This window comes from Roseiflexus sp. RS-1, assembly GCF_000016665.1.
GTDB lineage: Bacteria > Chloroflexota > Chloroflexia > Chloroflexales > Roseiflexaceae > Roseiflexus.
This window is the reverse complement of the sequence record NC_009523.1, coordinates 4,698,422-4,724,373: the sequence shown is the minus strand read 5'-3', so window position 1 is coordinate 4,724,373 and position 25,952 is coordinate 4,698,422. Positions and strand designations below refer to the sequence as shown.

Annotated in this window: 20 protein-coding genes; 15 read left to right on the top strand and 5 right to left on the bottom strand. The window is 60.3% G+C overall.

Annotated elements, in window-relative coordinates; all coding sequences use genetic code 11:
• Positions 1-73: 73 nt before the first annotated feature.
• Positions 74-1,240, bottom strand: a complete 1,167-nt coding sequence (locus tag ROSERS_RS19475; RefSeq protein WP_011958471.1) for an acyl-CoA dehydrogenase family protein — start codon at positions 1,238-1,240, stop codon at positions 74-76.
• Between the two features lie 156 nt (positions 1,241-1,396).
• Between ROSERS_RS19475 and ROSERS_RS19470 the strand changes: the two genes are divergently transcribed.
• From ROSERS_RS19470 to ROSERS_RS26230, 12 genes are all read left to right on the top strand, one after another.
• Positions 1,397-4,054 (top strand): heavy metal translocating P-type ATPase, encoded by a 2,658-nt coding sequence (locus ROSERS_RS19470; RefSeq protein WP_011958470.1) that lies wholly within the window; start codon positions 1,397-1,399, stop codon positions 4,052-4,054.
• Between the two features lie 46 nt (positions 4,055-4,100).
• The gene (locus ROSERS_RS19465) at positions 4,101-4,586 is read left to right on the top strand and encodes an NUDIX domain-containing protein (RefSeq protein ID WP_011958469.1); all 486 of its coding nucleotides are present in this window, start codon (positions 4,101-4,103) and stop codon (positions 4,584-4,586) included.
• The gene (gene ruvA, locus ROSERS_RS19460) at positions 4,583-5,176 is read left to right on the top strand and encodes a Holliday junction branch migration protein RuvA (RefSeq protein ID WP_011958468.1); all 594 of its coding nucleotides are present in this window, start codon (positions 4,583-4,585) and stop codon (positions 5,174-5,176) included. Before ROSERS_RS19465 ends, ruvA begins: the two co-directional genes overlap by 4 nt.
• Before the next feature lie 157 nt (positions 5,177-5,333).
• Positions 5,334-8,453: a PAS domain S-box protein gene (locus ROSERS_RS19455; RefSeq protein WP_011958467.1), complete on the top strand. Its 3,120-nt coding sequence runs from the start codon at positions 5,334-5,336 to the stop codon at positions 8,451-8,453.
• Positions 8,446-9,621, top strand: coding sequence for a PP2C family protein-serine/threonine phosphatase (locus ROSERS_RS19450; RefSeq protein WP_011958466.1), 1,176 nt, complete (start codon positions 8,446-8,448; stop codon positions 9,619-9,621). Before ROSERS_RS19455 ends, ROSERS_RS19450 begins: the two co-directional genes overlap by 8 nt.
• 60 nt (positions 9,622-9,681) lie before the next feature.
• Positions 9,682-11,838 carry a cellulose biosynthesis cyclic di-GMP-binding regulatory protein BcsB gene (locus tag ROSERS_RS19445; RefSeq protein ID WP_011958465.1) on the top strand — a complete coding sequence of 719 codons (2,157 nt, stop codon included), beginning with the start codon at positions 9,682-9,684 and terminating at the stop codon, positions 11,836-11,838.
• Positions 11,835-13,868: a glycosyltransferase gene (locus tag ROSERS_RS19440; protein ID WP_011958464.1), complete on the top strand. Its 2,034-nt coding sequence runs from the start codon at positions 11,835-11,837 to the stop codon at positions 13,866-13,868. The genes ROSERS_RS19445 and ROSERS_RS19440 overlap by 4 nt, the downstream gene beginning before the upstream one ends.
• Before the next feature lie 128 nt (positions 13,869-13,996).
• Positions 13,997-14,350 carry an STAS domain-containing protein gene (locus ROSERS_RS19435; RefSeq protein ID WP_011958463.1) on the top strand — a complete coding sequence of 118 codons (354 nt, stop codon included), beginning with the start codon at positions 13,997-13,999 and terminating at the stop codon, positions 14,348-14,350.
• 22 nt (positions 14,351-14,372) lie between these two features.
• Positions 14,373-14,792 carry an ATP-binding protein gene (locus ROSERS_RS19430; RefSeq protein ID WP_232282682.1) on the top strand — a complete coding sequence of 140 codons (420 nt, stop codon included), beginning with the start codon at positions 14,373-14,375 and terminating at the stop codon, positions 14,790-14,792.
• A gap of 133 nt (positions 14,793-14,925) precedes the next feature.
• Positions 14,926-15,708, top strand: a complete 783-nt coding sequence (locus ROSERS_RS19425; RefSeq protein WP_011958461.1) for a hypothetical protein — start codon at positions 14,926-14,928, stop codon at positions 15,706-15,708.
• Positions 15,705-16,403, top strand: coding sequence for an HAD family hydrolase (locus ROSERS_RS19420; RefSeq protein WP_011958460.1), 699 nt, complete (start codon positions 15,705-15,707; stop codon positions 16,401-16,403). The genes ROSERS_RS19425 and ROSERS_RS19420 overlap by 4 nt, the downstream gene beginning before the upstream one ends.
• A 14-nt stretch (positions 16,404-16,417) precedes the next feature.
• Positions 16,418-16,636 carry a hypothetical protein gene (locus ROSERS_RS26230; protein ID WP_157041164.1) on the top strand — a complete coding sequence of 73 codons (219 nt, stop codon included), beginning with the start codon at positions 16,418-16,420 and terminating at the stop codon, positions 16,634-16,636.
• A 1,596-nt stretch (positions 16,637-18,232) separates the two neighbouring features.
• On the opposite strand, the gene ROSERS_RS19410 is transcribed toward ROSERS_RS26230, so the two are convergent.
• The 3 genes from ROSERS_RS19410 to ROSERS_RS19400 all read right to left on the bottom strand — a co-directional run bounded on the left by ROSERS_RS19410 (position 18,233) and on the right by ROSERS_RS19400 (position 20,560).
• Positions 18,233-18,391 carry a Flp family type IVb pilin gene (locus ROSERS_RS19410; RefSeq protein WP_041334137.1) on the bottom strand — a complete coding sequence of 53 codons (159 nt, stop codon included), beginning with the start codon at positions 18,389-18,391 and terminating at the stop codon, positions 18,233-18,235.
• 261 nt (positions 18,392-18,652) lie between these two features.
• On the bottom strand, positions 18,653-19,723 hold the full coding sequence (locus tag ROSERS_RS19405; protein WP_041335822.1) for a sensor histidine kinase: 1,071 nt from the start codon (positions 19,721-19,723) through the stop codon (positions 18,653-18,655).
• Between the two features lie 81 nt (positions 19,724-19,804).
• Positions 19,805-20,560 (bottom strand): polyprenol monophosphomannose synthase, encoded by a 756-nt coding sequence (locus tag ROSERS_RS19400; protein WP_011958457.1) that lies wholly within the window; start codon positions 20,558-20,560, stop codon positions 19,805-19,807.
• Positions 20,561-20,789: 229 nt separating this feature from the next.
• Between ROSERS_RS19400 and ROSERS_RS19395 the strand changes: the two genes are divergently transcribed.
• From ROSERS_RS19395 to ROSERS_RS19385, 3 genes are all read left to right on the top strand, one after another.
• A complete protein-coding gene (locus tag ROSERS_RS19395) occupies positions 20,790-22,307 on the top strand; it encodes a hypothetical protein (protein WP_198136325.1) in 1,518 nt (505 codons plus the stop codon).
• A 10-nt stretch (positions 22,308-22,317) separates the two neighbouring features.
• Complete coding sequence (locus ROSERS_RS19390; protein ID WP_011958455.1) at positions 22,318-23,817, top strand: hypothetical protein; 1,500 nt, start codon at positions 22,318-22,320, stop codon at positions 23,815-23,817.
• Positions 23,818-23,891: 74 nt separating this feature from the next.
• A complete protein-coding gene (locus ROSERS_RS19385; RefSeq protein WP_157041163.1) occupies positions 23,892-24,200 on the top strand; it encodes a hypothetical protein in 309 nt (102 codons plus the stop codon).
• Between the two features lie 496 nt (positions 24,201-24,696).
• Here the strand turns inward: ROSERS_RS19385 and ROSERS_RS19380 are convergent, their stop codons facing one another.
• Positions 24,697-25,941 carry an ABC transporter permease gene (locus ROSERS_RS19380; protein WP_011958453.1) on the bottom strand — a complete coding sequence of 415 codons (1,245 nt, stop codon included), beginning with the start codon at positions 25,939-25,941 and terminating at the stop codon, positions 24,697-24,699.
• Positions 25,942-25,952: the final 11 nt, after the last annotated feature.

Below are 25,952 nucleotides of genomic sequence, written 5' to 3'. Positions count from 1 at the left end.
GCGCTGCAAACCAGCGCCGCTCCATGTCATCGTGCTATTCGAGAGTGGTGCGGGCAATCGGGGCGGAGACAGCTCAGTACAGGCGCACCTTGTAACCCACCGTCTTCAGCAGTTCGCTGGCAATGACATACCGCTGAATTTCGTTGGTGCCTTCGTAGATGCGGAAGACGCGCGCATCGCGGTACATGCGCTCAAGCGGCAGTTCGCGCGAGAAGCCCATGCCGCCGTGGATCTGGATGGCTTCGTCGAGGATCCATGCCAGCGAGTCGGTGCAGTACAGTTTGACGATGCTTGACTCGAGTCGCGCGGTTTCGCCGCGATCCACCTTCTTCGCGCAATCGTACACGATCTGCTCCATCGTGTAGATTTTTACCGCCATGTCGGCCAGTTTGAACTGGATCGCCTGAAAATCGGCGATTGGGCGACCAAACTGCTGCCGTTCGACAGCGTACTTGAGCGACAGTTCATACGCTTCCTTCGCTGCGCCAAGACAGGCGGCGCCCAACCCACAGCGCCCGATGTCGAGCGTCTGGAGCGCGAGCGCATACCCGCGCCCGACTTCGCCGAGCACGTTTGACGCCGGCACGCGACAATCTTCGAAGAAGATCGAAGCGGTATGCGATGCGCGCAATCCCATCTTCGGCTCGACTTTGCCGACCTTGAAACCGGGGAAGTCCTTCTCAACAATGAACGCGGTAATGCCGCGCGGACCGGCGCCCGGATCGGTGCTGGCAAAGACAACGATCACATCAGCGAACGAGCCGTTGGTGATCCACATCTTGCTGCCGTTGAGCACCCAGAAATCGCCATCGCGCACGGCGGTGGTGCGAATATGGGCGGCGTCGCTGCCAGCGTTCGGTTCGGTCAATGCCCACGCGCCCCACTTGCGACCTTCGATCAGCGGGCGCAGGTAGCGCTCCTTCTGGTCTGGCGTCCCCGCGAGATGGATCGACATCGAACAGAGCTGGACATGCGCACCCAGGATCGTTCCTGTCGATGCGCATTTGCGGTTTATTTCTTCGAGCAGGACGCAGTACCCCGTAATCCCGGCATCGGAACCGCCGTATGCTTCGGGAAAGGGAACGCCAAGCAGACCAAGATCGGCGGCTTTACGCAACATCTCGAACGGAACCCGCTCTTCTTCGTCGATCTCGCGGGCGATCGGGGCGATCTCCTTGTTGGCAAACTCGCGGACGGTCTGTCGCAACAACCGGAGATCTTCGGGAAGTTCATACTCCATCGTGTGGTCTCCCTTCTACCTGTGCCTTTTTTTCATTATAACACGTTGCAGCATGGGGATGCCTGCGCCAGCGCTCCTTCTGCTTTTGCCCATACTGCGATCTTCAGGGTACAATAATCATTCAGTCATGTTCATTGACGAAAGAAGATAGATCATATGCCCGATCAACAGATTCATCTTGCAGTCACCGGCATGACCTGCGCATCCTGTTCGGCGCGCGTCGCAAAGGCGCTGAAGAAGGCGCCTGGCGTTACTGAAGCGACGGTCAACCTGGCGAGCGAACAGGCGGAAGTGCGCTTCGACCCGGCGTTGGTGACGCCGGATCGCCTGGTTGCAGCAGTTGAGGAAGCCGGGTACGGGGTGATTACCGAGCACATCGATATTCCAATCACTGGTATGACCTGCGCATCGTGCGCGGCGCGGATCGAGAAGGCGCTGCGCAGGGTTCCCGGCGTGATCGAGGCAACGGTCAATCTGGCGAGTGAACGCGCAACGGTGCTGTTCTCGCCGTCCGATGCGGGATGGAGCGACCTGGTTGCCGCCATCGAACGCGCCGGTTATGGCGTGATCGATGAACGCAGCACAGCCGCATCCGGTGAAGACAGCGAAGCCGCAGCGCGCGCGCGCGAACTGGCAGTGCGTCGCCGCACGCTCACGGTCGCAGTGGTGTTGACCACCCCGCTCTTCCTGCTGTCGATGGGGCGCGATTTTGGACTGATCGCTCCCTGGTTGATCGGCGCGGGGGCGGACATGGCGCGCTCGATGAGCGGACCGATCCACGCGATGATGGAACACATCGCTGCGCGCGACGATCTGCTCAACTGGCTGTTTCTTTTCCTTGCCACGCCGGTGCAGTTCTATGCCGGGCGCGATTTCTATATCCATGCCTGGAAGGCGTTGAAGAACCGCACCGCGACGATGGACACCCTGATCGCGGTCGGATCGTCGGCGGCATACTTCTACAGCCTGGCGCTCATGCTCACCGGTCTGGCGGGGCATGTCTACTTCGAGACGGCAGCCGTCATCATCACCCTGATCCTGGTCGGCAAATATCTGGAAGCGCGTGCAAAGAGTCAGACCGGTGCGGCGATCAGGGCGCTGATCGGGTTGCAACCGAAGACGGCGCGCGTGGTGCGTGGCGGACAGGAAGTGGACATCCCTGCCGCCGATGTGCGTCGCGGCGAGATCGTCATCGTGCGTCCCGGCGAGAAGATACCGGTCGATGGGATTGTCATCTCCGGCGCGTCTGCGGTTGACGAAAGTATGATCACCGGGGAGAGCATGCCGGTGGAAAAGCGCGAAGGCGATACCGTCATCGGCGCGACGCTGAATCGCAGCGGGAGTTTCCAGATGCGCGCAACGCGCGTCGGCAAAGAGACGGCGCTGGCGCAGATCATTGCGCTGGTGCAGCAGGCGCAGGGAAGCCGCGCGCCGGTGCAGCGCCTGGTCGATCAGGTGTCTGCCGTCTTTGTGCCTGTTGTTCTGGTGATTGCGCTGGTCACATTTCTCGCCTGGTTCTTTATCGGCGGGACGGGCTTTACCCAGGCGATGATCTTTGCCGTGGCAGTGCTGGTGATTGCCTGCCCCTGCGCGCTGGGGCTGGCGACGCCGACTGCCATTATGGTGGGAGTAGGCACAGGCGCCGCGCACGGCATTCTGATCAAAAATGCCGAAAGCCTGGAGCGCGCCGGGAAGGTTCAGGCAGTTGCGCTCGATAAAACCGGAACGATCACGGTCGGAAAGCCGTCGGTTACCGACGTTCTACCGCTTTCGGGTGCGACGGTTGCCAGCAACGCACCGGCACTCCGATTGAATGCAAGTGATCGCCAGGAAACGCTGCGTCCGGTTCCGTTCAACCACGGCGCAGACCCGGCTTCGTTCGCCACCAACGGCGACCCTCTTCCGACAGACGATGCACAGCGCAACGATCTGCTGCGATGGGCGGCAAGCGCCGAGGTGCGCAGCGAACATCCGCTTGGCGAGGCAATCGTTCGTGCGGCACGGGAAGCCGGTATCCCGCTGGCTCAACCCCAACGCTTCGAAGCCGTTGCAGGGCAGGGAGTGATTGCCACCGTTGAAGGGCGCAGCGTGGCAGTCGGCAACCTGGCGCTTCTGCGCGAACGCGGCATCGATCCATCGACATTCGACAGCGACGTGACACGCCTGCAAGACGAGGGAAAAACCGTCATGCTCGTCGCCATCGATGGCGTGGTACAGGGGATCATTGCCGTCGCCGATACGATCAAGCCGACCTCGCACGCAGCAGTCGAGGCATTGCACCGTCAGGGGATTGATATGTGGCTGATCACCGGCGACAATCGCCGGACAGCGGAAGCGATCGCCCGTCAGGCAGGCATCGATCCGTCGCGGATCTACGCCGGGGTACGCCCGGAAGACAAGGCGCGCATCGTTCATGAATTACAGCAAGGACGCCGGATTGTGGCGATGGTTGGTGATGGCATCAACGACGCACCGGCGCTGGCGCAGGCTGATGTTGGCATTGCGATCGGCAGCGGCGCCGATGTGGCGATGGAGACTGCTGACATTACGCTTATGCACGGTGATCTGCGCGGTGTGGCGCAGGCAATCGATCTCAGCAAACGCACCTTGCGCACGATTCGCTGGAACCTGTTCTGGGCGTTCATATATAACATCGCCCTGATCCCGATTGCTGCCGGCGCGCTCTACCCGCTGACCGGGTGGCAACTGAGTCCCATGCTGGCTGCTGCCGCAATGGCGTGCAGTTCGGTCTTCGTGGTGACCAACTCGCTCAGGCTGCGGCGGGCGCTGGGGGTTGTAAGGGTTGAACGTTGAAGGATGGGAGAAGGCAAGTTCATTCTACGAGTAAGGAAAATACAGATTGACCCGCAACGCGGAATCGCTCATTCACCATCAACCGATCCATGCGGTTGGCGCAGTCGCCTACCGGTATGACGCGCGGAATCGTCTTCAAATCCTGTTGATCAAGAAACGTCGGGGCTACTGGACATTACCGAAGGGCAAGGTCGCTCCAACTGAAGACGATGCTTCTGCGTTGCTGCGCGAACTATGGGAAGAGACCGATCTAACGGGCGTCGTCGAGGATCAGGTGGCGCAGGTCATGTATATCACGCCACGACGACGGTTGCCACGGCGTAAAATTGTGACATACTATCTCGTGCAGGTGGCGCCGGACGCCATCGCCACACCAGGAGGGCGCTCCGGCGAGATCATTGAGCGTGTGCGCTGGGTTACCCCCGCGGCAGCGCTCCGCCGGGTCAAACGAAAGCGCATTCGTGACATCATCGCCTGCGCTCGAAATGTGCTGCGCAGGCGTTCGCAGAATCACGGAGCAGCAGATCGATGATCGCATCGATTCGCGGAATACTCATCGCAGTCGCAGCGGATCATGTCGTTGTGGAGACCGGCGGCATCGGATGGATGATCTACGCGCCGCGCCCGGTGATCGCTGCGCTTGGTGACATCGGCGCTACGGTACGCCTGTTCACCTATCTACTGGTGCGCGAAGATTCGCTCACCCTCTATGGCTTTGAAACTGTCGAACAACGGCAGTTATTCGAGACACTGCTCAGTGTGACCGGCGTTGGTCCACAGGCGGCGCTCAACCTTCTCTCGTCGGGAACCACCGATGAACTGCGGTTGGCGATTGCAACCGGCGATGTGACGCGGCTGGCGCGCACGCCGCGCATCGGCAAGAAACTGGCAGAGCGGTTGGTGCTGGAGTTGAAAGGGAAAATCAACGTCAAGGGGCTGCCGACCGGCGCCGCAGTCACTCCGGCAGTCGCGGCGGCGAACGCCGAGTTGAGCGAGGCGCTGATCAGTCTGGGATTTACCGACGCAGAAGCGGCAGCCGCGATTGCAGCGCTCCCATCGGACGCCCCGCCTGACCTTGAAGAGCGTGTGCGGCTGGCATTGCGCTATTTTAGCGCATCATAAAATGACCCTGGATGACGAGATGTCATCGTGTGACGCAGGACTGAAGAAGGATTGACCCTCCTTTCCGCGTTCGCTACAATACTCGACCGGATAACGAAACACGACAGTGCGCACGAAATCCAGACTGGAAATTCGTCACTCCACTCCGGGCACTGCAATGAATGCTGCTGATCCCCCGCAATCGACGCACGTTGTACGGCGCATCATACTCAGTTTCACCCTGACAATCGGCCTGATCGCCGTCATTGCATTGATCTCCTACGGCTGGACACAACTCCTCTTTGCCGCTGAACGGGAGCGTGTGGATCTGGTTGTCGCCAGCACGCGACAACACGCCCTGTCACAGCGTATCGCACTGTCGGCTGAGCGCCTGATGGATACGTCTGACCCGGAAGATACTGCCCGGGCGCGCGTGGCGCTGAGCGAAGCAATCGATGAGATGACGCAGCAGCATCAGAACCTGATCCGCGCTGTCGCATCGCTGCCGTCTGATGACCCACATGCACAGGCGATCCGTCGTCTCTATTTCGATCCGCCGACGGCGCTCGACGCGCGCGTGCAGGAGTATCTGGAGCATGCGCAGCGCCTGCACGACGATCAGAACCCGCAACGCTCCGATCTGCTGGCGATCCGGCAGGCAGCGCTGAACGATCTGCCGCACCTCTTCGACACGGCAACCCGTCTGTACAGCGACGAGCGTCGCACCCTTTTGTCCACAATGGATGCCATGCATGCCGTCGTCTTTGGCATCGTGCTGATAGTGCTGATGCTGGAAGGCGTCTTCATCGTGCGACCGATGGTGCGACAGACGCAGCAGTACATCGCGCAGCGCGACGAAAGTGAAGCGCGCCTGCGCGCGCGCGAAAAAGTGACGCGCGCCCTGTACGATATAACCTCAACCACGCAGATGGATCATCTTCAGAAGGTGCAGGCGTTGCTTGCCATGGGATGCGACTACTTCCGCATGACTACCGGCATGCTCACCCGGATCGACGGTGAAGAACTGGAGGTCGTTGCAGCGCATCAACCTCCTGAGCACCTGGCGCCCGGTCAGCGCTTTGCGCGCGCCGACAGTTACTGCACCGCCGTTCTGGAATCCTGCACGCCGGTTGGCATCAACCACGCCGGACAATCTGCCTGGCGCGATCATCGCTGCTACGCGCTTCAGCGCATGGAAGCATACATCGGCGCACCGGTGCGGATGCGGGGCGTGACGGTCGGCACCCTTTGCTTTGCCAGCGCCACATCCCGTCAGACGCCATTCACGGATGGAGACTACGATCTGATTCGCCTTATGGCGCAATGGATCGGTAGTGAACAAGAACGCTTGCAAACCGAAGCCGCGCTGCGCGAGAGCGAGGAGCGCTTCGCTCTGCTTGCAAGCGTCACCACCGAAGGGGTTATTATCAGTGAGCAGGGGATCATTGTTGACGCAAACGCGGCTGCCAGCACGCTGCTCGGTTGCCCGCTCGAACAACTGCGCGGCAGATCGGTGTTCGAATTCACAACTCCTGAAGGGCGAGAAAAAGTCGCTCACGCGCTTGCCACCGGCTATGATTGTCCCTATGAGGTGCTTGCCCGCCGCATTGATGGAACCCTCTTTCCCGCCGAGGTAACCGGACGGAACATCCCCTACCATGGACGGACGGCGCGCGTGACGACTATCCGCGACATGTCGCGGCAGCGTCTGGCGGAAGCCGCTCTGCGCGCCAGTGAAGAACGCTTCCGCCAGTTAGCAGAGAATGTCAACCAGGTCTTCTGGATCTGTACCCCGGCGCTTGATCAGATTCTGTATGTCAATCCAGCGTATGAACGCATCTGGGGACGATCCTGCGACAGTCTGTATGCGCAACCGGCGTCGTTGTTCGAGGCGATTGTTCTGGAGGATCGCGAGCGCGTTCTTGCACTCCACAATGCAGAATATCACCGTGGATACAGTATCGAATTCCAGATTCGGCGGGATGATGGTCAGCCACGCTGGATTCTGACCCGCGCTTTCCCGGTGATGAACGAAGCAGGGGTCATCTATCGCATTGCAGCTATCTCGGAGGATGTGACCGGGCGCAGGCAGGCGGAGGAAGAACTGCGTGCGACACTGGCAGCGCTCGAAGCGCAATACCAGGCAGCAGATCGCGCCCAGAGCGAGATGCGCGCAATTCTCGACGCTTCCAGCGAAGCGATCGCACTGCTGGCGCCTGATGGTACGTTCCTGACGGTCAATCGCCGTTTCTTCGACATGTTCGGCACGACCGCAGAACAGGCGCTCGGACATCGCCTGTCAGATATGCGCGCTGCCATCCGGTGGATCTTTGACGATGCCGACGAATTGTACGTTCGCATGTGCCACGCCCTTCAGGACACTCAGACTATCTTCCGCGAACGGGTGTCGCAGCGCAAACCACAGCAGCGCGAACTGGCGATCTTTTCTTCGCCGGTGTGGACGGCCAACCAGACGCACCTTGGACGCCTTTTCGTCTTTCGCGATGTCACGCACGAACGCGCTGTCGAGCGGATGAAATCTGAATTCGTGGCGATGGTGTCGCACGAGTTGCGCACACCGCTGACCTCGATCAAAGGGTATGTGGATATGCTGCTCGACGGCGATGCCGGACCGCTTGCCGATGAGCACCAGGAACTTCTGCGCATTGTCAAATCGAACGCCGATAGACTGCTGCTGCTGATCAACGATCTGCTCGACATGTCGCGGATCGAAGCAGGGAAACTGTCGCTCCACCGCATCCCGCTCGATCTCCGCCCGCTCATCCGACAGGTCGCCGCCACGATGCGACCACATCTCGACGCGAAACAGCAACGCCTGACCCTCGATCTGCCGGAGACTCCACCGGATGGTTCAGCTCCGCTCATCGCAGGCGATGCAGCGCGTTTCCATCAGATTCTGACCAATCTTCTCTCCAACGCAATCAAGTATACTCCTCCAAATGGCGAGATGACGATCCGCCTGACGGCAGAACCACCCTGGCTCTGCATCACCGTCCAGGATACCGGCATCGGCATGACGCCCGAAGAACAGGACCATATTTTCGACCGCTTCTACCGCGCACGCAACCGCGCAACTCGTGAAACCGGCGGAACAGGACTCGGTCTGGCAATCACCCGTTCTCTCGTTGAACTGCATGATGGGCGCATCACCGTCGAAAGCCAGCCGGGGAAAGGTTCGACATTCCGTGTCTATGTTCCGCTGTTGGAGTATGCGGATCAGCACGACAACGCCCTGACGGCAGCGTGGACCGATGGAGAGGAAGAGCGTGATGGATGAACCGTTGCTATGGGTTGATACCGGCGCGCAACCGGTGCGACGCATCCTGGTGGTTGATGATGACCCGGACATCAATCGTCTGCTGCGCGCTCGCCTGACAGCGCGCGGGTATGAGGTGTCCACGGCTGCGAGCGGTGAAGAGGCGCTGGAACTCCTGTCAGAAACACCTGCCGATATTGTGTTTCTCGATATTTCCCTGCCCGGCATCAGCGGTTTGCACACACTGGAAGAAGTGCGTCGGCGCGGATTGGATACCGCCGTCATTATGACTACCGCCTTTGGCTCGGAGCAGATCGCAGTCGAGGCATTGCGTCAGGGCGCCAACGACTATCTGCGCAAACCGTTCGAGTCAGACGAGTTTCGCCGCGTGCTGGAACGCACCGTGCAGCGGCTCGAACTTGAGCGCCAGAACCGGGTGCTGCGCCAGCACCTGGAAGCGCATCACCGCCGTTTGAAGAGCGAACTGGCGCGCGCCGCCGAGGTGCAGGCGCGGTTATTGCCGCAAACAGCGCCAGCATTGTCCGGGTTTCAACTTGCCGCCGAATGCATCCCCGCCCGTGATGTCGGCGGCGACTTTTACGACTGGCAGCAACCTCAGCCGCATCTGCTCAGTTTCTGGCTCTGTGATGTTATGGGGAAGGGGCTTGATGCTGCGCTCCTCATGGCGACGGTGCGCGCTGTTATGCGCGCAGTTGTGCGCCATAGCCCGCCCGCCGAGGCAATGCGTTACGTGACCCATGCGCTCATCGATGACCTGGTGCAGTCAGGACGATTCGTCACCCTCTTCCTGGCGCAACTCGATACCCGCAGCGGACGCCTCGCCTCGATCGATGCCGGGCACGGGTTAGCCTTTGTGCGACGCGCTGACGGAACGGTCGAGACGCTCGATGACCGGCGAGGTCTGCCGCTTGGCGTACTTCCCGATGAGCAGTATGATCAGCGCGAAACAGTGCTCGCTCCGGGGGATGCTCTGATCGTCTACAGTGATGGGCTGGTCGATGCGCGCGTCGATCTCGATCTGACGCCGCATGTTCTTGCGCGTCATCTCCACGGCGCAACCAGTGCACTTGCGATGCTCGACCGCCTGGTGACGCTGCTGGCGCCGGTGCAGACGCCGCCCGACGATATGACACTGCTGGTAGTGTATCGGAAAACTGATCAGGGATGAGACGCTTCGCTTATTAACTACAACGTCACGACGTACCTTCGGTATAAATACGAGAAACCAATGTACTTCTCCTGTTACCATCACCGCATCTGTACACGCGTGAGCCTGGCATGGGCGCTTCTGTTCCTGGGCGCCCTTGTGATGAGCGCTGATCCCTCCAGCGCTGCGGCTGCGGCACGATTGCCGTCTGAACCAGGGACGTATCGCTTCACCGATCTCGGTTACGGCGACCGGACGGCGCGAACGATGTATGGCGGTCTGGATTATTTCTTTCCGGTTCCCGCCGGTGAAGAACCGCTCGAAGGCGCGCGCCTGGAACTGATCTACAGCCACTCGCCGCTGCTGCTGCCGGAACGCTCGACCATGACCATCATCGTCAATGGTCTGTCGGTGCAGAGCGTCCGACTGACGCCAGAAACCCGGACGAGGGCATCATTGACCGTGCCGCTGCCGCCAGACATGTTCGGCGGCGAGGGGTTCTTTGTGCAGGTACGTTTTCAGATGCGCCTGACCCGCGACGAGTGTGAGGAGACCCGCAATCCGGCGTTGTGGGCGACCATCCACGGCGACTCGCTCCTCGTGCTGCCGACGCGACCGGTCAGGACATACCGCCTGGAGCATCTTGACCGCCTGTTCCGCCCCCCGCCCGATGATCGTCCACCGCTGACGCTGGTTATCCCGCCATCACCATCGCCTGAAGAACTGGAAGCCGCAGGGCTGATTGCGTTTCAGTTGGGACGCTGGGCGGCTGCCGTTCGCGCCGACCCGCGTCTCGTCGTTGCGACGACCGTGACCGATACAGCCAGCATCGTTGTTGGAAGTGCGCCTGCACTGGCAGGGATGCTGCCATGGGGCGCCATCGATTGGAACGGAACTGCGGTGACTATCAACGGTATTGCCATCCCGACAGATCACGGCGCCCTTGCGCTGGCGAACGACGGAACGCCGCGCCTCCTCGTCACCGGCGCAACCCCGGCGGCAGTCCGCCTTGCTGCACGTACTCTCGTCGCGCCGGAACGACGCGCCCTGCTGGATGGTGCGTATGTAGCAATCACCGACGCGCCCGTCTCTACAGCGACGCCGGCGCCCTGGGTGAATGGCGCGGCCAGTTTCGCTCAACTCAATGTCCCGGAGCGGGTTGTGAACGGTCCTGGTGAGCACCGCATCGACCTGGCGTTCACCCGCCCCGCCGGGTGGCGTTTACGCGACGGCAGCACTCTGACGCTCGACATGGAAGTGACCCCGGCAGTGCGCCGTGAAACGTCCTGGATTGCCGCCAGCGTCAATGGCATCGATCTGGGAGCGCAGCCGCTGCGGTTCGACACGGATCGCCCTCAGCGGTATTCGTTCGCCCTGCCCGCCGATCTGCTCACCACAACCCTCGACGGCAGACCGATACGCACCCTCGACCTGACTGTGCGCCTGTTCCTCGATCCGCCAGAGGAGGGGTGCGTTGTCGTCGATGGCAATAGTCTGCGCGCGACGTTGCTCCCCACCTCGGCGTGGCGTCTGCCGCACGATGTCATTTCGACGCTCGATCTCGGTCGGTTTCCCACACCCATGCTGAGCATCGATTCCCGTCTGCCGCTGACCGTGGTGTTGCCGCAACAACCCAACACAGCGGAGTATGCCACAGCGTTGCGCCTGATAGCGGCATCAGGTCGATGGGCGGACACCGACAGCGTTCCGGCGCCACGACTGATCACCGCTGATCGTCTGGAAGAGCGCAATGGGCGGCATCTCGTCCTGATCGGCAGCGCGGAACGCAATCCTATCAGCGCCGAAGCGATAGCCCGCCAACCGGATCGTCTGGCGCCACCCCAGGCAGTCGTCTACCGTCCCGACGACAACCGGCAATGTCGCCTGCTACTCACCTCTTCGCCCTGGCAACGCGACGCTGCGTTGCTCCTGATCGACGGTGCAACGCCGGACGATCTGATCATCGGGATTGCTGCATTTGAACGCCGTGAAACCATCGAGCGTCTGCGCGGTCCGCTTGCGCTGATCCGCACCGATGCGCCGCCCCAGAACAGCGCTGGCGCATCAGATATCGCTCCCCCGCCGATCAGTCTCACGCCGCAGATCGAAACACCGCTGCTGGAGCGCTTGCCCGGCTGGCAGATCGCAGGCGCCGTGTTGCTCGGCGCGTTTTTGAGCGCACTTGGTATTCTGCTGACTATTCAGGTGCGGCGACGAATCCGACGGAAAACGCCATGAATCGTTTCGTCCAGAAACTGCTGCCTGAAGACCCCGATCTGCGCGCAGAATTGCGCCTGGGGTTGCTGCGCGTGCTCGTTGCCGCCAATCTGCTCCTCGGCTTCCTGTATCTGAGCTGGCGCTACACCGCAACGATCAATTGGGCCGCCTGGCCCATCGCCATCGGTCTGGTGATTGCCGAAACATACAGTTATATCGACGCATGGCTGTTTGGGCTGACCCTCTGGAAACTGAAGCAGCGCGGCGAACCGCCGCCACCGCCGCCCAACGCAACCGTCGATGTCTTCATCACCTGCTACAACGAACCGGTCGAGATCGTGCGCGAAACGGCGATCGCTGCACGCGATATTCGTTACCCGCACCGCACCTACCTGCTCGACGACGGCAATTCGCCAGCGATGCGGGCAATGGCAAAAGAGATCGGCATCGGGTATCTGGTGCGCTCCGAGGAATGGAAAGGAAAACAGCGTCACGCCAAGGCAGGCAACCTGAATAACGCCCTCTGCCACACCAATGGCGAATTCGTGCTGGTGCTGGACGCCGATCAGATTCCATCACCCCATATCCTTGATCGCACGCTTGGATACTTTGCTGATGAGCGTGTGGCGCTGGTGCAAACACCCCAATGGTTCTACAACGTTCCCCCGGACGACCCGCTCGGCAGTCAGGCGCCGCTCTTCTATGGTCCGATCATGCAGGGGAAAGATGGCTGGAACGCTGCGTTCTTCTGCGGATCGAACGCCGTCCTGCGCCGCGAGGCGCTCATGCAGATCGGCATCGCCAATTATGTGCGTGACCTGGAACTGCGGGTGCAGCGCGCCCTGCGCACCGCCGATACCCTGCTGCACAAGGCTGCGCAGCAGGTGAAAACCAACGGGAACCAGGCGCTTCAGGCGGCCATTGACGAATTGCATGCCGCGGTGCGCACGAGTCGTCGCATGTTGCGTGAGGGACACCCCATCCAGGAAGTCACCTGGTACTTCCAGCAACGCGCCGCCGCCGCCGCGCGCCCGATCGTCGCCGACGACCTGGCGCGCCTGCGCGACGAACTGACGACCATTCCAGGACTCGAAGGGGATGATGATCTCACGACCACGCTGAGCCGATCGCTCGACGACGAAGCGATCCTGCACACGCTGACGACGCGCGAACGCTCGCCGCTGGCAGCCATCGCCACCGTGCGCGAGTTGCTGCTGGCAGTCGATATCGACCGCGCCGATGAAGCGCAACCGGTGATGCCGCTGGCAACGATCTCGGTGACCGAAGACATGGCGACGGCGATGCGCCTGCACGCCGCAGGGTGGCGTTCCGTCTACCATCACGAAATCCTGGCGCGCGGTCTGGCGCCGGAGGATCTCCGCTCGGCGCTTCAGCAACGTCTCCGCTGGGCGCAGGGAACGATCCAGGTGATGCTGCGCGAAAATCCGCTTTTCATACCGGGATTGCGCTGGGGACAGCGCCTGATGTACTTTGCCACCATGTGGAGTTATCTTTCCGGTTTTTTCAGCGTCATCTACCTGTCCGCGCCGATCTTCTACCTGATCTTTGGCATGCTGCCGGTGCGCACGCAGGCGGACGAGTTTTTCTGGCGCCTCGTGCCCTACCTGATCACAAACGAACTGGTCTTCGCAGCGGCTGGCTGGAAACTGCCCACCTGGCGCGGAAGGCAGTACAGTCTGGCGCTCTTCCCACTCTGGATCCAGGCGGTCATCAGCGCCATCGGCAATGTGTACGCCGGACGACCGCTTGGTTTTGTGGTGACGCCGAAAGTGCGACAGGGAGGCGCACCGCTCTGGGGCGTATTGCGCCTGGTGCGGATCCAGCTCATCACCATGGCGCTCCTGGCGCTGGCTGCCGTCTGGGGATTGACGCGACTGGCGTTGGGCTGGCAGATTGAAGGCGTTCCAACACTGGTCAATGTCTTCTGGATCGGGTATGATTTGCTTATGTTGAGCGTGGTGATCGACGCGGCGCTCTATCAACCGGACGAACAGGAACAATCGATGCCGGTGGCTGCGTCGGCAGCATAGCGGTGCCTGATATGGCGGATTCCTCTCATAATCGGTGCTGGGGGTAACGTGATGAAAACCAGCCGTAGAGATTTTTTCTCTGTGAGCTCTACGCCTTTGCGGTGAAATATTTGCAGGAGACCCGAATCATGATACTCCAGAGCGAACAGGGCGATGATGGGGTCACAATCGTGCGTATGGAAGGTCGCCTGGATCTGCTGACAGCTGCCGATGTCAAGCGTGATCTCGCCGACCTGGTTGCCGATGGTCGGCGACGGCTGATTTTCGACCTGGAACGGGTCAGTTTTGTGGACAGTTCCGGGCTTGGCGCGCTGATCAGCGGCTTGAAGGCTGCGCGACAGGTGGGCGGCGATCTGCGGATCGCGCGCGCCAATGAGCAGATTCGCACATTGCTGAAATTGACGACCCTTGAGCGGGTGTTGCGACCCTACGAAACTATCGAGGAGGCTCGCGCTGGCTACACCTCGATCGCTGCTGATTGAAGCACAGGTTGCCACACAGACGATGGCAGAGGGTCTCGATGCCATGCACCATCTGCTGGCACGCTTCTGGGAAGACGCAGCACGCATCGACTGTCTGCCCTCTGAAACGTGGCGACACCTGTTCACGACGGCGCTGGCGGAGGTTGTGGCGAATGGTTTGCGCCATGCGTATGCCCCCGAGACGCCTGAGCGCCCGTTGCGGTTGCGGCTGCGCCTTTTTCCGGATCGCGTCGAGGCGCTCCTGATCGATCAGGGCGAGCCGTACCGTTCAGCGCCCTGCACCACGAACCTGCCCGATGATAGTGTTGACATCGCCGACCTGCCGGAGAGCGGGTACGGATTGAGCATCGCGTATGCAGCGCTCGATGTAGTACGCTACCATCGCACGCGCGGCGGGTACAACTGCTGGAAACTGGTCAAAAAGTTGCAGCAGAAGCAGTAAGGCGATGGCTTTATTGCGACACGGCGGCAGGTGAGGCATCCTGAATCTTGATTTACCACACACAGTGGTATATACTTGCGACGGTATGCGTTTGCGCCACCGTCACGATCATGCACACAAAGGAGGCTTCCAGATGGCTAACACGCAGACCCGTCGCGCCGCTTCAGACTCTCGTCCGCCAGACTCATCGTCCACTGCGATCGCCGCACCGCACCGATCCAGAAGTTTGTTTGGCGGGTGGAGCCGTCAGGTTCGTTCGCAGGCAGAGAGCAAGCCGCAGTCGCGCGGTTCGCGTCTGACGTCCTTCTGGAAGGCATTGATCATCACATCATTTGTGATCAACATTGTGCTGCTGGCAGTGGTGCTGTTGCTCGTCGGGTTCATTGTGCAATGGCGACAGCAGATCACATCGACCGCCGTGCTCGGACAGGGGTTTGCCGCCGATAATGTCGCCGAACTGCGCAGCATCGTCGCCGGATTGCAGGGCGCGACGATTCGCACCACAATCCCGCTCGATCAACCGCTGCCGTTGAAAGGCGCCGGCGTGATCGTGCCGGTCGATCAGCAGACGACGGTAACCCTGGTCGAACCGGTACCGTTGCAGTTGAGCGGCGCCGACATCGATCTTGGCAACGGCAACCGGCTGCGCGCCAACAATATCCGTCTGACGCTGCCTGCGGGCACGCCGCTGCGCATTGCGCTGAAGATGGATATTCCGCTCGATGACGTCACCATTCCGGTGCGCCTCAACGTACCGGTTGAAATACCGCTCAAGGACACCGAACTCGGTCCACAATTCCAGCGTCTGGGATGGCTGGTGGATCGCCTGGTCGGTCCCCTTGCGCCGGTGTTGGGACTCGACCCGATTCCGCCTGCGCCGCCAGCGCCACGCTATCAACCATCATCGCAACCATGACGGCACATAAACTTGTTCTCTGGGATATTGACGGCACGCTGCTCTACAGTGGCGGCGTTGCAGGCGAAGCGATGCGCGCCGCAATGACGCGCGTCTATGGTCGTCCATCCGACAATGAACGGCGCTCCTACGCTGGCAAAACGGATCAGCAGATCATCCTTGAGACCTTCCCGGAACGTTCACCGGAGGAACTGCTCAGTCGGCTTGATGAGTTTACCGCCGCCTACCTGGACATTCTGAGCGCGTGGGAAGACGCATTTCGCACCCGTGGGCGCGTCCTGGAGGGCGCAATTGAAATCTTGCAACAACTGCGTGCCGGGGGGGTTGTCCAGTCATTGCTGACCGGGAATCTTGCGCCGGTAGCGCGCCTCAAACTGCGCATGATGAGTCTGGTTGAGTTTTTCGACTTCGAGAGCGGCGCATACGGCAGCGACAGTCCGCGCCGCACGGATCTTCCCTTGATCGCGGCAGAGCGCGCTGCCCGACGCTATGGACGTGTCTTCGCCGGACCCGACATTGTTATTGTTGGAGACACGCCAAACGACATTGCATGCGCGCGCGCTGTCGGTGCGCGCGCCGTGGCGGTTGCAACCGGTCCGTTTGGCGTCGAAGAACTGCGCACGCACGCCCCCGATGTGGTGCTCCCCGATCTCACCGATACCGGCGCTGCGCTGACAGCCATACTTGCTCAGTGAAGCAACGGCTTCAGGTGCATTTCCGGCTGACGCTGCGGCAGCGCAATCATTGCCCGGAGTCGGGGCACGGCATGCCGTGCCCCGACATCTCCATCGCTACGGCGGCGGGGCATGCCGTGCCCCGACATCTCCATCGCTACAGCGGCGGGGCATTGCCGCAATCCGGCGCCGCAGCGATCACGATGCGATCCCGTCATGCCGCATCCGGGTGCACCGGCGCACCGCCGCGTTAGCATCACGAACGGGAGCGCCGACGGCGCGGCAGCGGGTTGCATGGCCTGTCTCGATGACCATCCCCTGGGGTGCGGCCCAGGGACGTCGGCGCGCAGCAAGCCCCGCAGGGGCTTCCTCTCAAATGTAGAGTTTTTGGGAGAGGTGAGCGATGTTCTGCATTCCCGTGCGCCTTTGCCCCTCATCCCCCCTGCCCCCTTCTCCCACAAGGGGAGAAGGGGGAGTTTGGGCGTCCTGATGGCTGAAACAAGAGATGGCACGCAGGGGCTTGCCGAAAAATCTACCCCTGTGAGGCAGAGGCTTCCCCGTCCTCAGGGAGGGCTGATGGTCTTTGAGGAAATAATCCGCCATAGCCCGCGCAGGCGGGCTTTGCATTCCATAGCCGAGGGCTTCAGCCCCACGGCAAGGGCGCATACCAGATGTATTTCTCAATCTCCATGAGCCCGACAGCGCGCGGCGCATACCGGATTTATAGCAATTCTCAGATATGTTGACCCTTGTCCGGGTCTGCCGCATCGCGCGAGGCGCCCGCTTCCGGCAGAGCGTAGACCGAAATGTATTTCGGTCACCGTGTTGGGAGCGCGATTCTGGGAGTGTTCAACCCTGTCCAATTGGTTCAACCTCTATGGGAACTGCTATAGTTCTCAATCTCCATGAGCTCGACGACAAGGGCGAATACCGGATTACAGCAAGGGCGAATACCGGATTACAGCATTTCTCAGATACATTGACACCGTTCATATCTGCCGTGTCGCGCGCGACGCCCGTTTCCGGCAGAGCGTAGACCGAAATTCATTTCGGTCGCCTTGTGGGGTGCGCTATTCCCAGGAGCGTTTAACCTGTCCATCAGGTTCAAACTTTGTGAGAACTGCTATAAATGCTCAATCTCCATGGGCCCGACGGATAGTGCAGTATACCGGGTTTATAGCAGTTCTCAGATACGCTGAACCCTTGACTGGATTTCTGGAGCGTTCCATCTTCGCCTCCGGCGGGCTGATGGACTTTGAATAAATAATCCGGTATAGCCCGCGCAGGCGGGCTTTGCCCTGGTTAGCCGAGGGCTTCAGCCCCACGGCTAGCGCAGTATAGCGGATTTAATTTTCAATCTCCATAATCCCTGGCTGAGGTCGGGCAAGCCCTGCGGGCTGGATCAACCCCGGTCCCCCCGGAATACGGCAAGGATAACCGAAACGCCAGCCCCACAGGGGCTTCTATGCGCTCAGGGAGGGCTTGAGCCCGCACGTGCCGCAGTCGTCTGAGGAGGTTCAACCTCTATGAGAACTGCTATAATGCTCAATCTCCATGAGCCCCACGGCAAGAGGCAAATACCGGTCTATATTCTCAATCTTTCTTTATAAGCCCCGCTGTAGCCCAAGAAAGCTCTGCGGGACAGCATCGTCATTCCACATCCGCGTGCGCTGGCGCGCAGCCTGTTCAGCAGATAACGGCTCTGCATCATGTTTCATTCTCAATCGAAACGACTATGCCGGATTCGGTATGGCAGTCACCCGATGGGCGCAGGCGGCGACCTCGAACCAACAACGAAACCGCCCCCCTGGATACCCAGAGGGGCGGCGACCGACGAGAACGAACCGATACTAGCGGGTCAGACCACTGTTGATCTGGCTGAAGACCTGGCTGACGCGGCTGCCGAGCAGGGTGAGAATACCGATGACGACGATGGCGATCAGCACGAGGATGAGCGCGTACTCAACCAGACCCTGGCCTTCTTCCCTGGCGAAGAAACTGCGAACCATTGCGAAACCTCCTTAGAAATTGGGTCGAACTAAATGAACCACGTCTATAGTATAGATATTCGATCCCTGATTCTCAATAGGCTATCAGTCCCAAAAAAAAGACGGTACTCTGTGAATACTTTCTTAGGAAACGGCTAGGACTTTTGGGCAATACGATAACGGGTAGAAGCGATAACAGGCAGAACCTGGCAAAACGATCAGAAGACCACACGGCATGGACAGTCCGCTGGCTTCAAGGCGATGTTCTTTTCTCTGGCATTCCTACATCGGCAGGGGAATCAACGCTTCGACGCGCGTACCACGCCCGATGGCGCTTTCGATGCCGAACTCGCCGCGGAGCAGCGTTTCGACCTGTTGACGGAGCGTGGCGATTCCCATGTTGCGCCGTCCGCTGTCATCAGCCAGCACGTCGCTGACGTGGAATCCGCTGCCGTCATCCTCGACCGATACGTGGATCATGCGCGTTCCACCGACATCATCGCGCACGCTGACGAGCACACGCGCCTGGGTGGCATTGGCGTGCTTGATGACATTGTTGAGCGCCTCTTGAATGAAGCGAAAAATGGCGACTTCGTAGTGGGAAGGCAGGCGCATATCAAGATTCTGCACCATCAGGTTGATGTCGAGTTTGTTCTTTTCGCTCACCTGCTGAACATAGCGCCGTAACGTCGGCGCAAGACCGAGATCATCAAGGATCATGGGGCGGAGATCGAAGATGAAGCGGCGCGTGTCCTGGAGGGTGGCATTGATGGCATTTTTGAGGGCGCCAAGTTCGGCGCGCGCCATCTCAACATCGCGATCGAGCAGACGCTGGCAGATTTCGGCGCGCAGCACAAGGTTGCTCATCGATTGCGCCGGACCGTCGTGCATCTGAAGCGAAATGCGCAAGCGTTCTTTTTCCTGCGCCTGAATAATATCGGCAATCAACTGGTCGCTTCCGATCATGCCGGGAGCGCCGCCGGCAGGTGCAGCAACACCCAGCAACGGTTCGAGCGCGGTGATCAGTTCAAACACCTGACTCTGCCGTTGCCTGGCGGCCTGCTGACGGTATTGCAACTGCTCAAGCTGGCTGCGCATCGTCAGGAGACGCATTTGCACCTCCTGCGCCGAAGCATAAAAATTCTTAATGTCCGCCTTGCTGTACCGATCAACATTGACATCCAGATCGCGCAGGCGATTCGAGACGGTGAGTTCGCGCTGCTGGAGTTTTTCGACCTCGTTGGATGTCTGCCGCAGAAGCGCTTCGATCTCGATCAGTTCCCGGCGCGTTTTTTCCAGATCGGCATTCAATTTATCGTAGAGTTCTTTGAGGGATGGCGCAGTATCATTCACCGTCACAACAGCCTCCAGAGCGCAGTTTTGGCAGAACAAAAGGGCAATCGTCGGGTATTATACCACCCTCGACGCCTGCCGTCATAGGGAGCGGAACCGAAGCCGCCAGACGTTGATCAGCGCTTCGAGGACGATACGCTTCGACATCTTCGAACGCCCGACGCGCCGGTCTGGAAAGATGATCGGCAGTTCGCCAATACGAAAACCGGCGCGCATGGTGCGATAGACCAGTTCGATCTGGAAAGCGTACCCGTTCGACTGAATATCATCAAGATTGATGGTTTCCAGCACCCGACGCCGATAGCAGCGAAAACCGCCGGTTGCATCCATGACCGGCAATCCCAGGATCGCGCGGGCGTAGAGGTTGCCGCCGCGACTGATCATCTGCCGGACGATCCCCCAGTCGGTCGTGCCGCCGCCAGGGACATAGCGGGAGCCAAGCGCCAGGTCGTAGCGCGTTTCGGCAGCTGCCAGCAACTGCGGCAGGTATGCCGGATCATGTGAGAAATCGGCGTCCATTTCACAGATGTACGCTGCGCCTTCGGCAAGCGCGCGGCGAAAACCGGCAACATAGGCGCTGCCTAATCCGCGCTTCTCCGGTCGGAGCAACAGTCCGACGCGCGGTTCATCGGCAGCCATATCCGCCACGATGCCAGCGGTTCCATCGGGCGAATTGTCATCGACGACCAGCACCCGGAAGCGCGACATCTCCAGGATGCGCTGGATGAGTTCCGCGATGTTCTCGCGTTCGTTGTACGTCGGAATAACAACCGTGCAGTCAGCCAGTGCGACATCCACGGACGCTCGTTTTTGCGTGATCGGTTGCGGCAACGTCATGCGATCTCCTTGCCAGCGCACAAAGACCCGGAACCGGCGCGGTTGATCTACCAGCGCCTGTCCATTATACTCGTCACATCGCTTCCTGCGCGATCACAATCGTGACGCGAGAAGGTAGCAAAATGGCAACAAAATGTCTGCCGGGAAGCGCTCCTCGCTGGTTTCGGGGCGCACTCGGCATGGACCCAGAGCAACGATTGATACGGTTGTGCGTCGCGCGAACACGTCTGTGCTTCATGCCGTCGGGGGACTCGTGCGCAATGCGCCGTTCCCTGCGCTCATTCATCTGTATGGCTTGATCCCCCTGGCTGTGGTGGCAGCGCTGATCGCGCTGGCGCCAACCGATCCGCACGATTTCTGGTGGCATCTGCGGGTGGGGCGGCTTGTGTCCGAAACGGGTGTGCCGCGCACCAACATGTTTGCCTGGACTGTTCCGCCCGATCAGCCGTTCGTCTATGCTGCCTGGCTCAGCGACTGGCTCTTCTATCAGATGTATCTCCTCTGCGGGTTGCAGGGTCCGGTGCTGGCGCGCAATATCCTGGGAACGCTCGCGTTTGCGCTGGTATTGCTGGAAGCCTGGCGACGCAGCGGTTCGTGGCGCCTGGCCGGGCTGGCGGTTTTCCTGGCAGGGATGATGACGATTAACAATCTGACGACGCGCCCGCAAAACTGGGCATGGGCGCCGTTTATGGCGTATGCGATCATTCTTGGCGCATATGCGACAAAGCAGGTGGGATGGCGTGCGCTGCTGGCGTTGCCACCGCTGATGGTTTTCTGGGTGAATGCGCACGGCTCATTCGTGTTGGGGCTGGCGCTGCTGGCGCTGTACGGCATCGGCGAGGGGACGCGAGCGCTCTTGCGACAACCGGATGCGCCCGATCTCGGCCGCCTGGCAGCACTTGCGGCAGCGGCGCTGGCAACCCTGGCCGCCACGCTCGTCAATCCGATCGGCGTCGATATTTTCGCATATGTAGTGAAATTATTGACCGATCCGCCGAGCCAGGGGTTGGTGAACGAGTGGCAACCGCCGACCGTGCGGAGCCTGGCAGGTCAGGCGTTCTTTCTGGCGACGTTACTGCTGATCGCTGCGCTGGCGCTTGGTCGGCGGCGTTTGAACCTGACCGATACGTTGCTGTTGTGCGCCTTCCTGTGGCTGGCGTGGAGCGGCATGCGCTATGTGGTCTGGTTCGGCATGCTGGCGATGCCGATGCTGGCGCAGTGTCTGGCGCGTCCTGCGCCGCGAGTCGCTGCGCAACGCGGAGACCTGTTCGCCGCAATCATGGCGCTTGCCCTGATCCTTGGGATCGGCGCGCTGCAACCACCGTTCAAGTCGTCACTCAACCTGCCGGACTCCTACCGGGGTTTGTTCGCCGATGTGCCCGGCGCGCCGCTGATCTACAGCGCCGATACGCCGATCGGCGCGGCGGCATACCTGCGTGATCATCCCGGCGGTCGGCTGTTCAACGATATGGCGTATGGTTCGTACCTGATCTGGGCGCTTCCTGCGCCACAGGTGTTCGTCGATACGCGCGTCGAACTTTACCCGCTGGCGCTGTGGGAAGATTACCTGGCGCTCGGCGAAGCGCGTGCGTATCGCACGCTGATCGAACAGTACGGCATTGATCGGGCGCTGCTCAGTCGATCACGGCAGGCGCCGCTCGTCGCTGCACTGGCTGCCGATCCTTCCTGGGTTATCGAGTACGAGGATCGGTATAGTATTCTGTACCGACGTGTCGGAGAAAGGTAGCACTCTGACTATGACCTCGCCTTCAACGCTTGACGCCGTCGCAAAACAGCAGACCCGCCTGCGCCCGACGCTCGATCAGGTCTACATCATAGCTGCGTTGATGCTGATTGTGCTGCGCCCCCTGTTGACCCCTATTCCGCCGCACGACTTCTGGTGGCACATGGCGACCGGGCGCGTGATCCTGGAGACCGGAACGATCCCGCAGAACGATCTTTTCTCCTATACCCGCGCTGGCGAGCCGTTTTTCAATCAGGGATGGCTGGCGCAACTGCTGATGGCGCTGATCCATCGGATCGGCGGATTGCCGTTGATCATCGTGGTGCAGGCGCTGGTGCTGGCGCTGGCATATGGGCTGCTGCTTCGTCTCTGCATCCTGCGCACCAATCGGATTCGGGCGTGCGTGGCGATCCTGTTGCTGGTGACCATGCCACTGTCGTTCGATAACTGGACGGTCCGCCCGCAAACGTATGTATTCCCGCTGTTTGCCGGGTTTCTAACAGTGCTGACCGGGTATCGTCTTGGAATGGCGCGTCGCCTGTGGTTGCTGCCGATCCTCATGGCGTTGTGGGTGAATATGCATGGCTCGTTTGTGCTCGGTTTAGGACTGATCGGCATCGTCTTCGCCGGCGAAACCATCAAGCGCTGGCGTGGCGCGCCGGGTCCCCGTCTGGATGTACCGCTCATCGTGTGGGGGGCGGCAACCGCAGCCGCAACGCTCCTCAACCCGCGCGGCGTTGAGGTGCTGGGGTATGTGACAAACCTGATCGGCAGCAGTCAGGTGACCGATCTGGTCACAGAGTGGTCGCCGCCGACTGTTCGGGACATCAACGGCGCCATCTTCTTCCTGTTTCTGATCGTCGCCGCTCTCACACTGATCTATGCGCGCACCCGACCCGACCTGACCGATCTGGTGCTGTTTGGCGCGTTTCTCTGGCTGGCACTCGGCGCCACGCGCAATATCGTGTGGCTGGGATTTGTGGCGACGCCGCTCCTGGCGGTTCAGGCGACGACATTGCTGCCACCGCCGCCACAACGCCGGTTCCAGGGCGTCCCGGCAATGAATGCTGCGCTCATCGGTCTGCTGGCGCTGCTCCTGCTGATCGGCTCGCCGTGGGTCAAGCCTGCCCTCTTGCCGCCGGAAACCGGCGCCTTGATTGCAAAGGGCACGCCGGTTGCGGCGACACGTGCGCTCCAGGAATTGCCGCAACGCCCGCAGCGACTGTTTCATGCCATGAGTTACGGTTCGTACCTGATCTGGGCAGCGCCGGAACAGAAGGTCTTTATCGATCCGCGCATCGAGCTCTATCCGTTCGAGCAGTGGCGCGACTACATCTTGCTGGGGCAGGGGGTTGAAGTTGAGGCGCTGCTGGCAAAATACCGCATTGACGGCATGATGCTGAGCATCGAAGAACAGGCGCCGCTGCTGGAATACGCCCGCACCCGCGCCGACGTGTGGCGCGAAGTGTACGCAGACGAGGAGACGGTGGTGCTGGTGCGATCAGGGGGATAAACGTGACCTGTTGTGCGCTTCTTGTGCTAGAATAGAAAGTGACGAAGATATGAAAGGTACGCGCAGCAATGACAATGTATGTGCTGATTGAGAACAAACCGACAGGCAGAGTCACTGCCTCATTAATTGGTTGGCCCTCGATGACGGTTCAGGGCAATACAGAAGTCGAAGCGATGAATGCATTGCGTCAATTGATCGCGTCGCACCTCAAAGACGCCAGAATTGTCCCTCTTGACATTGAAACAGAGCGAACGTGGCTTCAAACTGCTGGAGTATTCAAGGATGACCCCTTTGCCGCTGAATTTGACGAACTTATGTCCGGGTATCGGCGTGAGCACGACGATGAAGACTCTCCGGAATTACCTCAGGATCATGCTGCATGACGCTTTACATCCTCGACACCGATCACATTTCGCTCCAGCAACGTGCTCATCCGGTGATCATGCAACGCCTTATGGAGATTGAGAAATAAATCCGCTATCCCGCGCTAGCCGTGGGGCTGATGGAGATTGAGAAATAAATCCGCTATCCCGCGCTAGCCGTGGGGCTGAAGCCCTCGGCTAGCCAAGGCAAAGCCCGCCTGCGCGGGCTATACCGGATTATTTCTTCAAAGACCATAAGCCCTCGGCTAGCCAGGGCGAAGCCCGCCTGCGCGGGCTATAGCGGAATAATTACTCAAAGACCATAAGCCCTTGGCCAGGCAAGGCGAAGCCCGCCTGCGCGGGCTATAGCGGAATAATTACTCAAAGACCATCAGGCACTTGGTAACGACGACAGCGTAGCAGTGACGATCATCACTGTGGAAGAGCAGATCCGTGGTCGTTTGGAAATGATTCGCCGATACTGCGGATCACCGCTCCAGGTTGCTGCATTTGAGCGTTATTCATACCGCAGCGCATCGATCGGGTTGAGCCGCGAAGCGCGAATAGCGGGATAGATACCAAAGATCAACCCGACAATAATCGATGTGAGCGTCGCAAGCAGGATCGCATCGAGTTGCACGCGCGCCTCGGCGCCTTCCGCCACCCCCCGCAGAAAGACCGTTCCCAGCGCCGAGAGCGCATACCCCAGCGCGATCCCAAGCAATCCGCCAAGCAGACTCAGGGTTGTCGCTTCGACAACGAACTGAAAACGAATGTCGCGCCGCCGCGCCCCGACCGCCTTGCGCAACCCGATTTCGCGGGTGCGTTCGGTGACCGAAACGAGCATGATATTCATAATGCCGATCCCGCCGACCAGCAGTGAAATTGCTGCAATTGCGCCGAGAAACGCCGTCAATGCACCGGTGATCGTCCCAAACGAGGCGATCAGGTCCTGCTGCGTCACGATCGTGAAATTGTTGTCCTGATAGGTCAATCCATTCCGGCGACGCAGAACGTCGGTGACCTGATCGATCACTGCATCGATGCTGCGTTCATCGATTGCCTGAATGTAGACCACGCTCACATCAATCCGACTCACAGATCCTGACGGCGGCGGAAACAGGCGCGTTTGCGCAGTCGTGATCGGCACAAACACCAGATTATCTTCACTGGGACCAAAATTGCCGCCACGCGGCGCCATTTCGCCGATCACCTCAAAACTGACATCGTTGATGCGGATGCGTTTCCCGATCGGGTCTTCGTTGGGGAAGAGCGATGTGCGCACATCCGCACCAATCACTGCCACCCGTGATCGCAGGTCGGTCTCCGTCTGATCGAAGAAGCGCCCGCTCATCACTCTGGCGTTGCGCACCTGCGGATAGTTTGGTGTCACCCCCGCGACACGTCCATCGAAACTGGCGCCGGCATAGACGATCAGCGCACCACGGGTCAACTGGGGCGCCACCGCTGCGGCTGCCGGAACATTGAGCGGATCGGCGAGCGCAGCAACATCTTCATTCGTCAGGCGCGGCGGAACACGCCGGTTCTGTTCAGGATCGTTGGTGCCGGGAAACAGGAAAACCAGGTTCGACCCCAACCCCTGCAACTCGCGGGTGACCAGCGTCTGAATGGCGCCGCCGAGCGCCAGCAGCGTAATGACTGCGCCGACGCCGATGATGATCCCAAGCATCGTCAGCACAGAGCGCAACTTGTTGGCTGCCAGGCTGTTCAGCGCGATTCGGATGGTTTCGAGCAGGTTCATGGTTGTTGTGC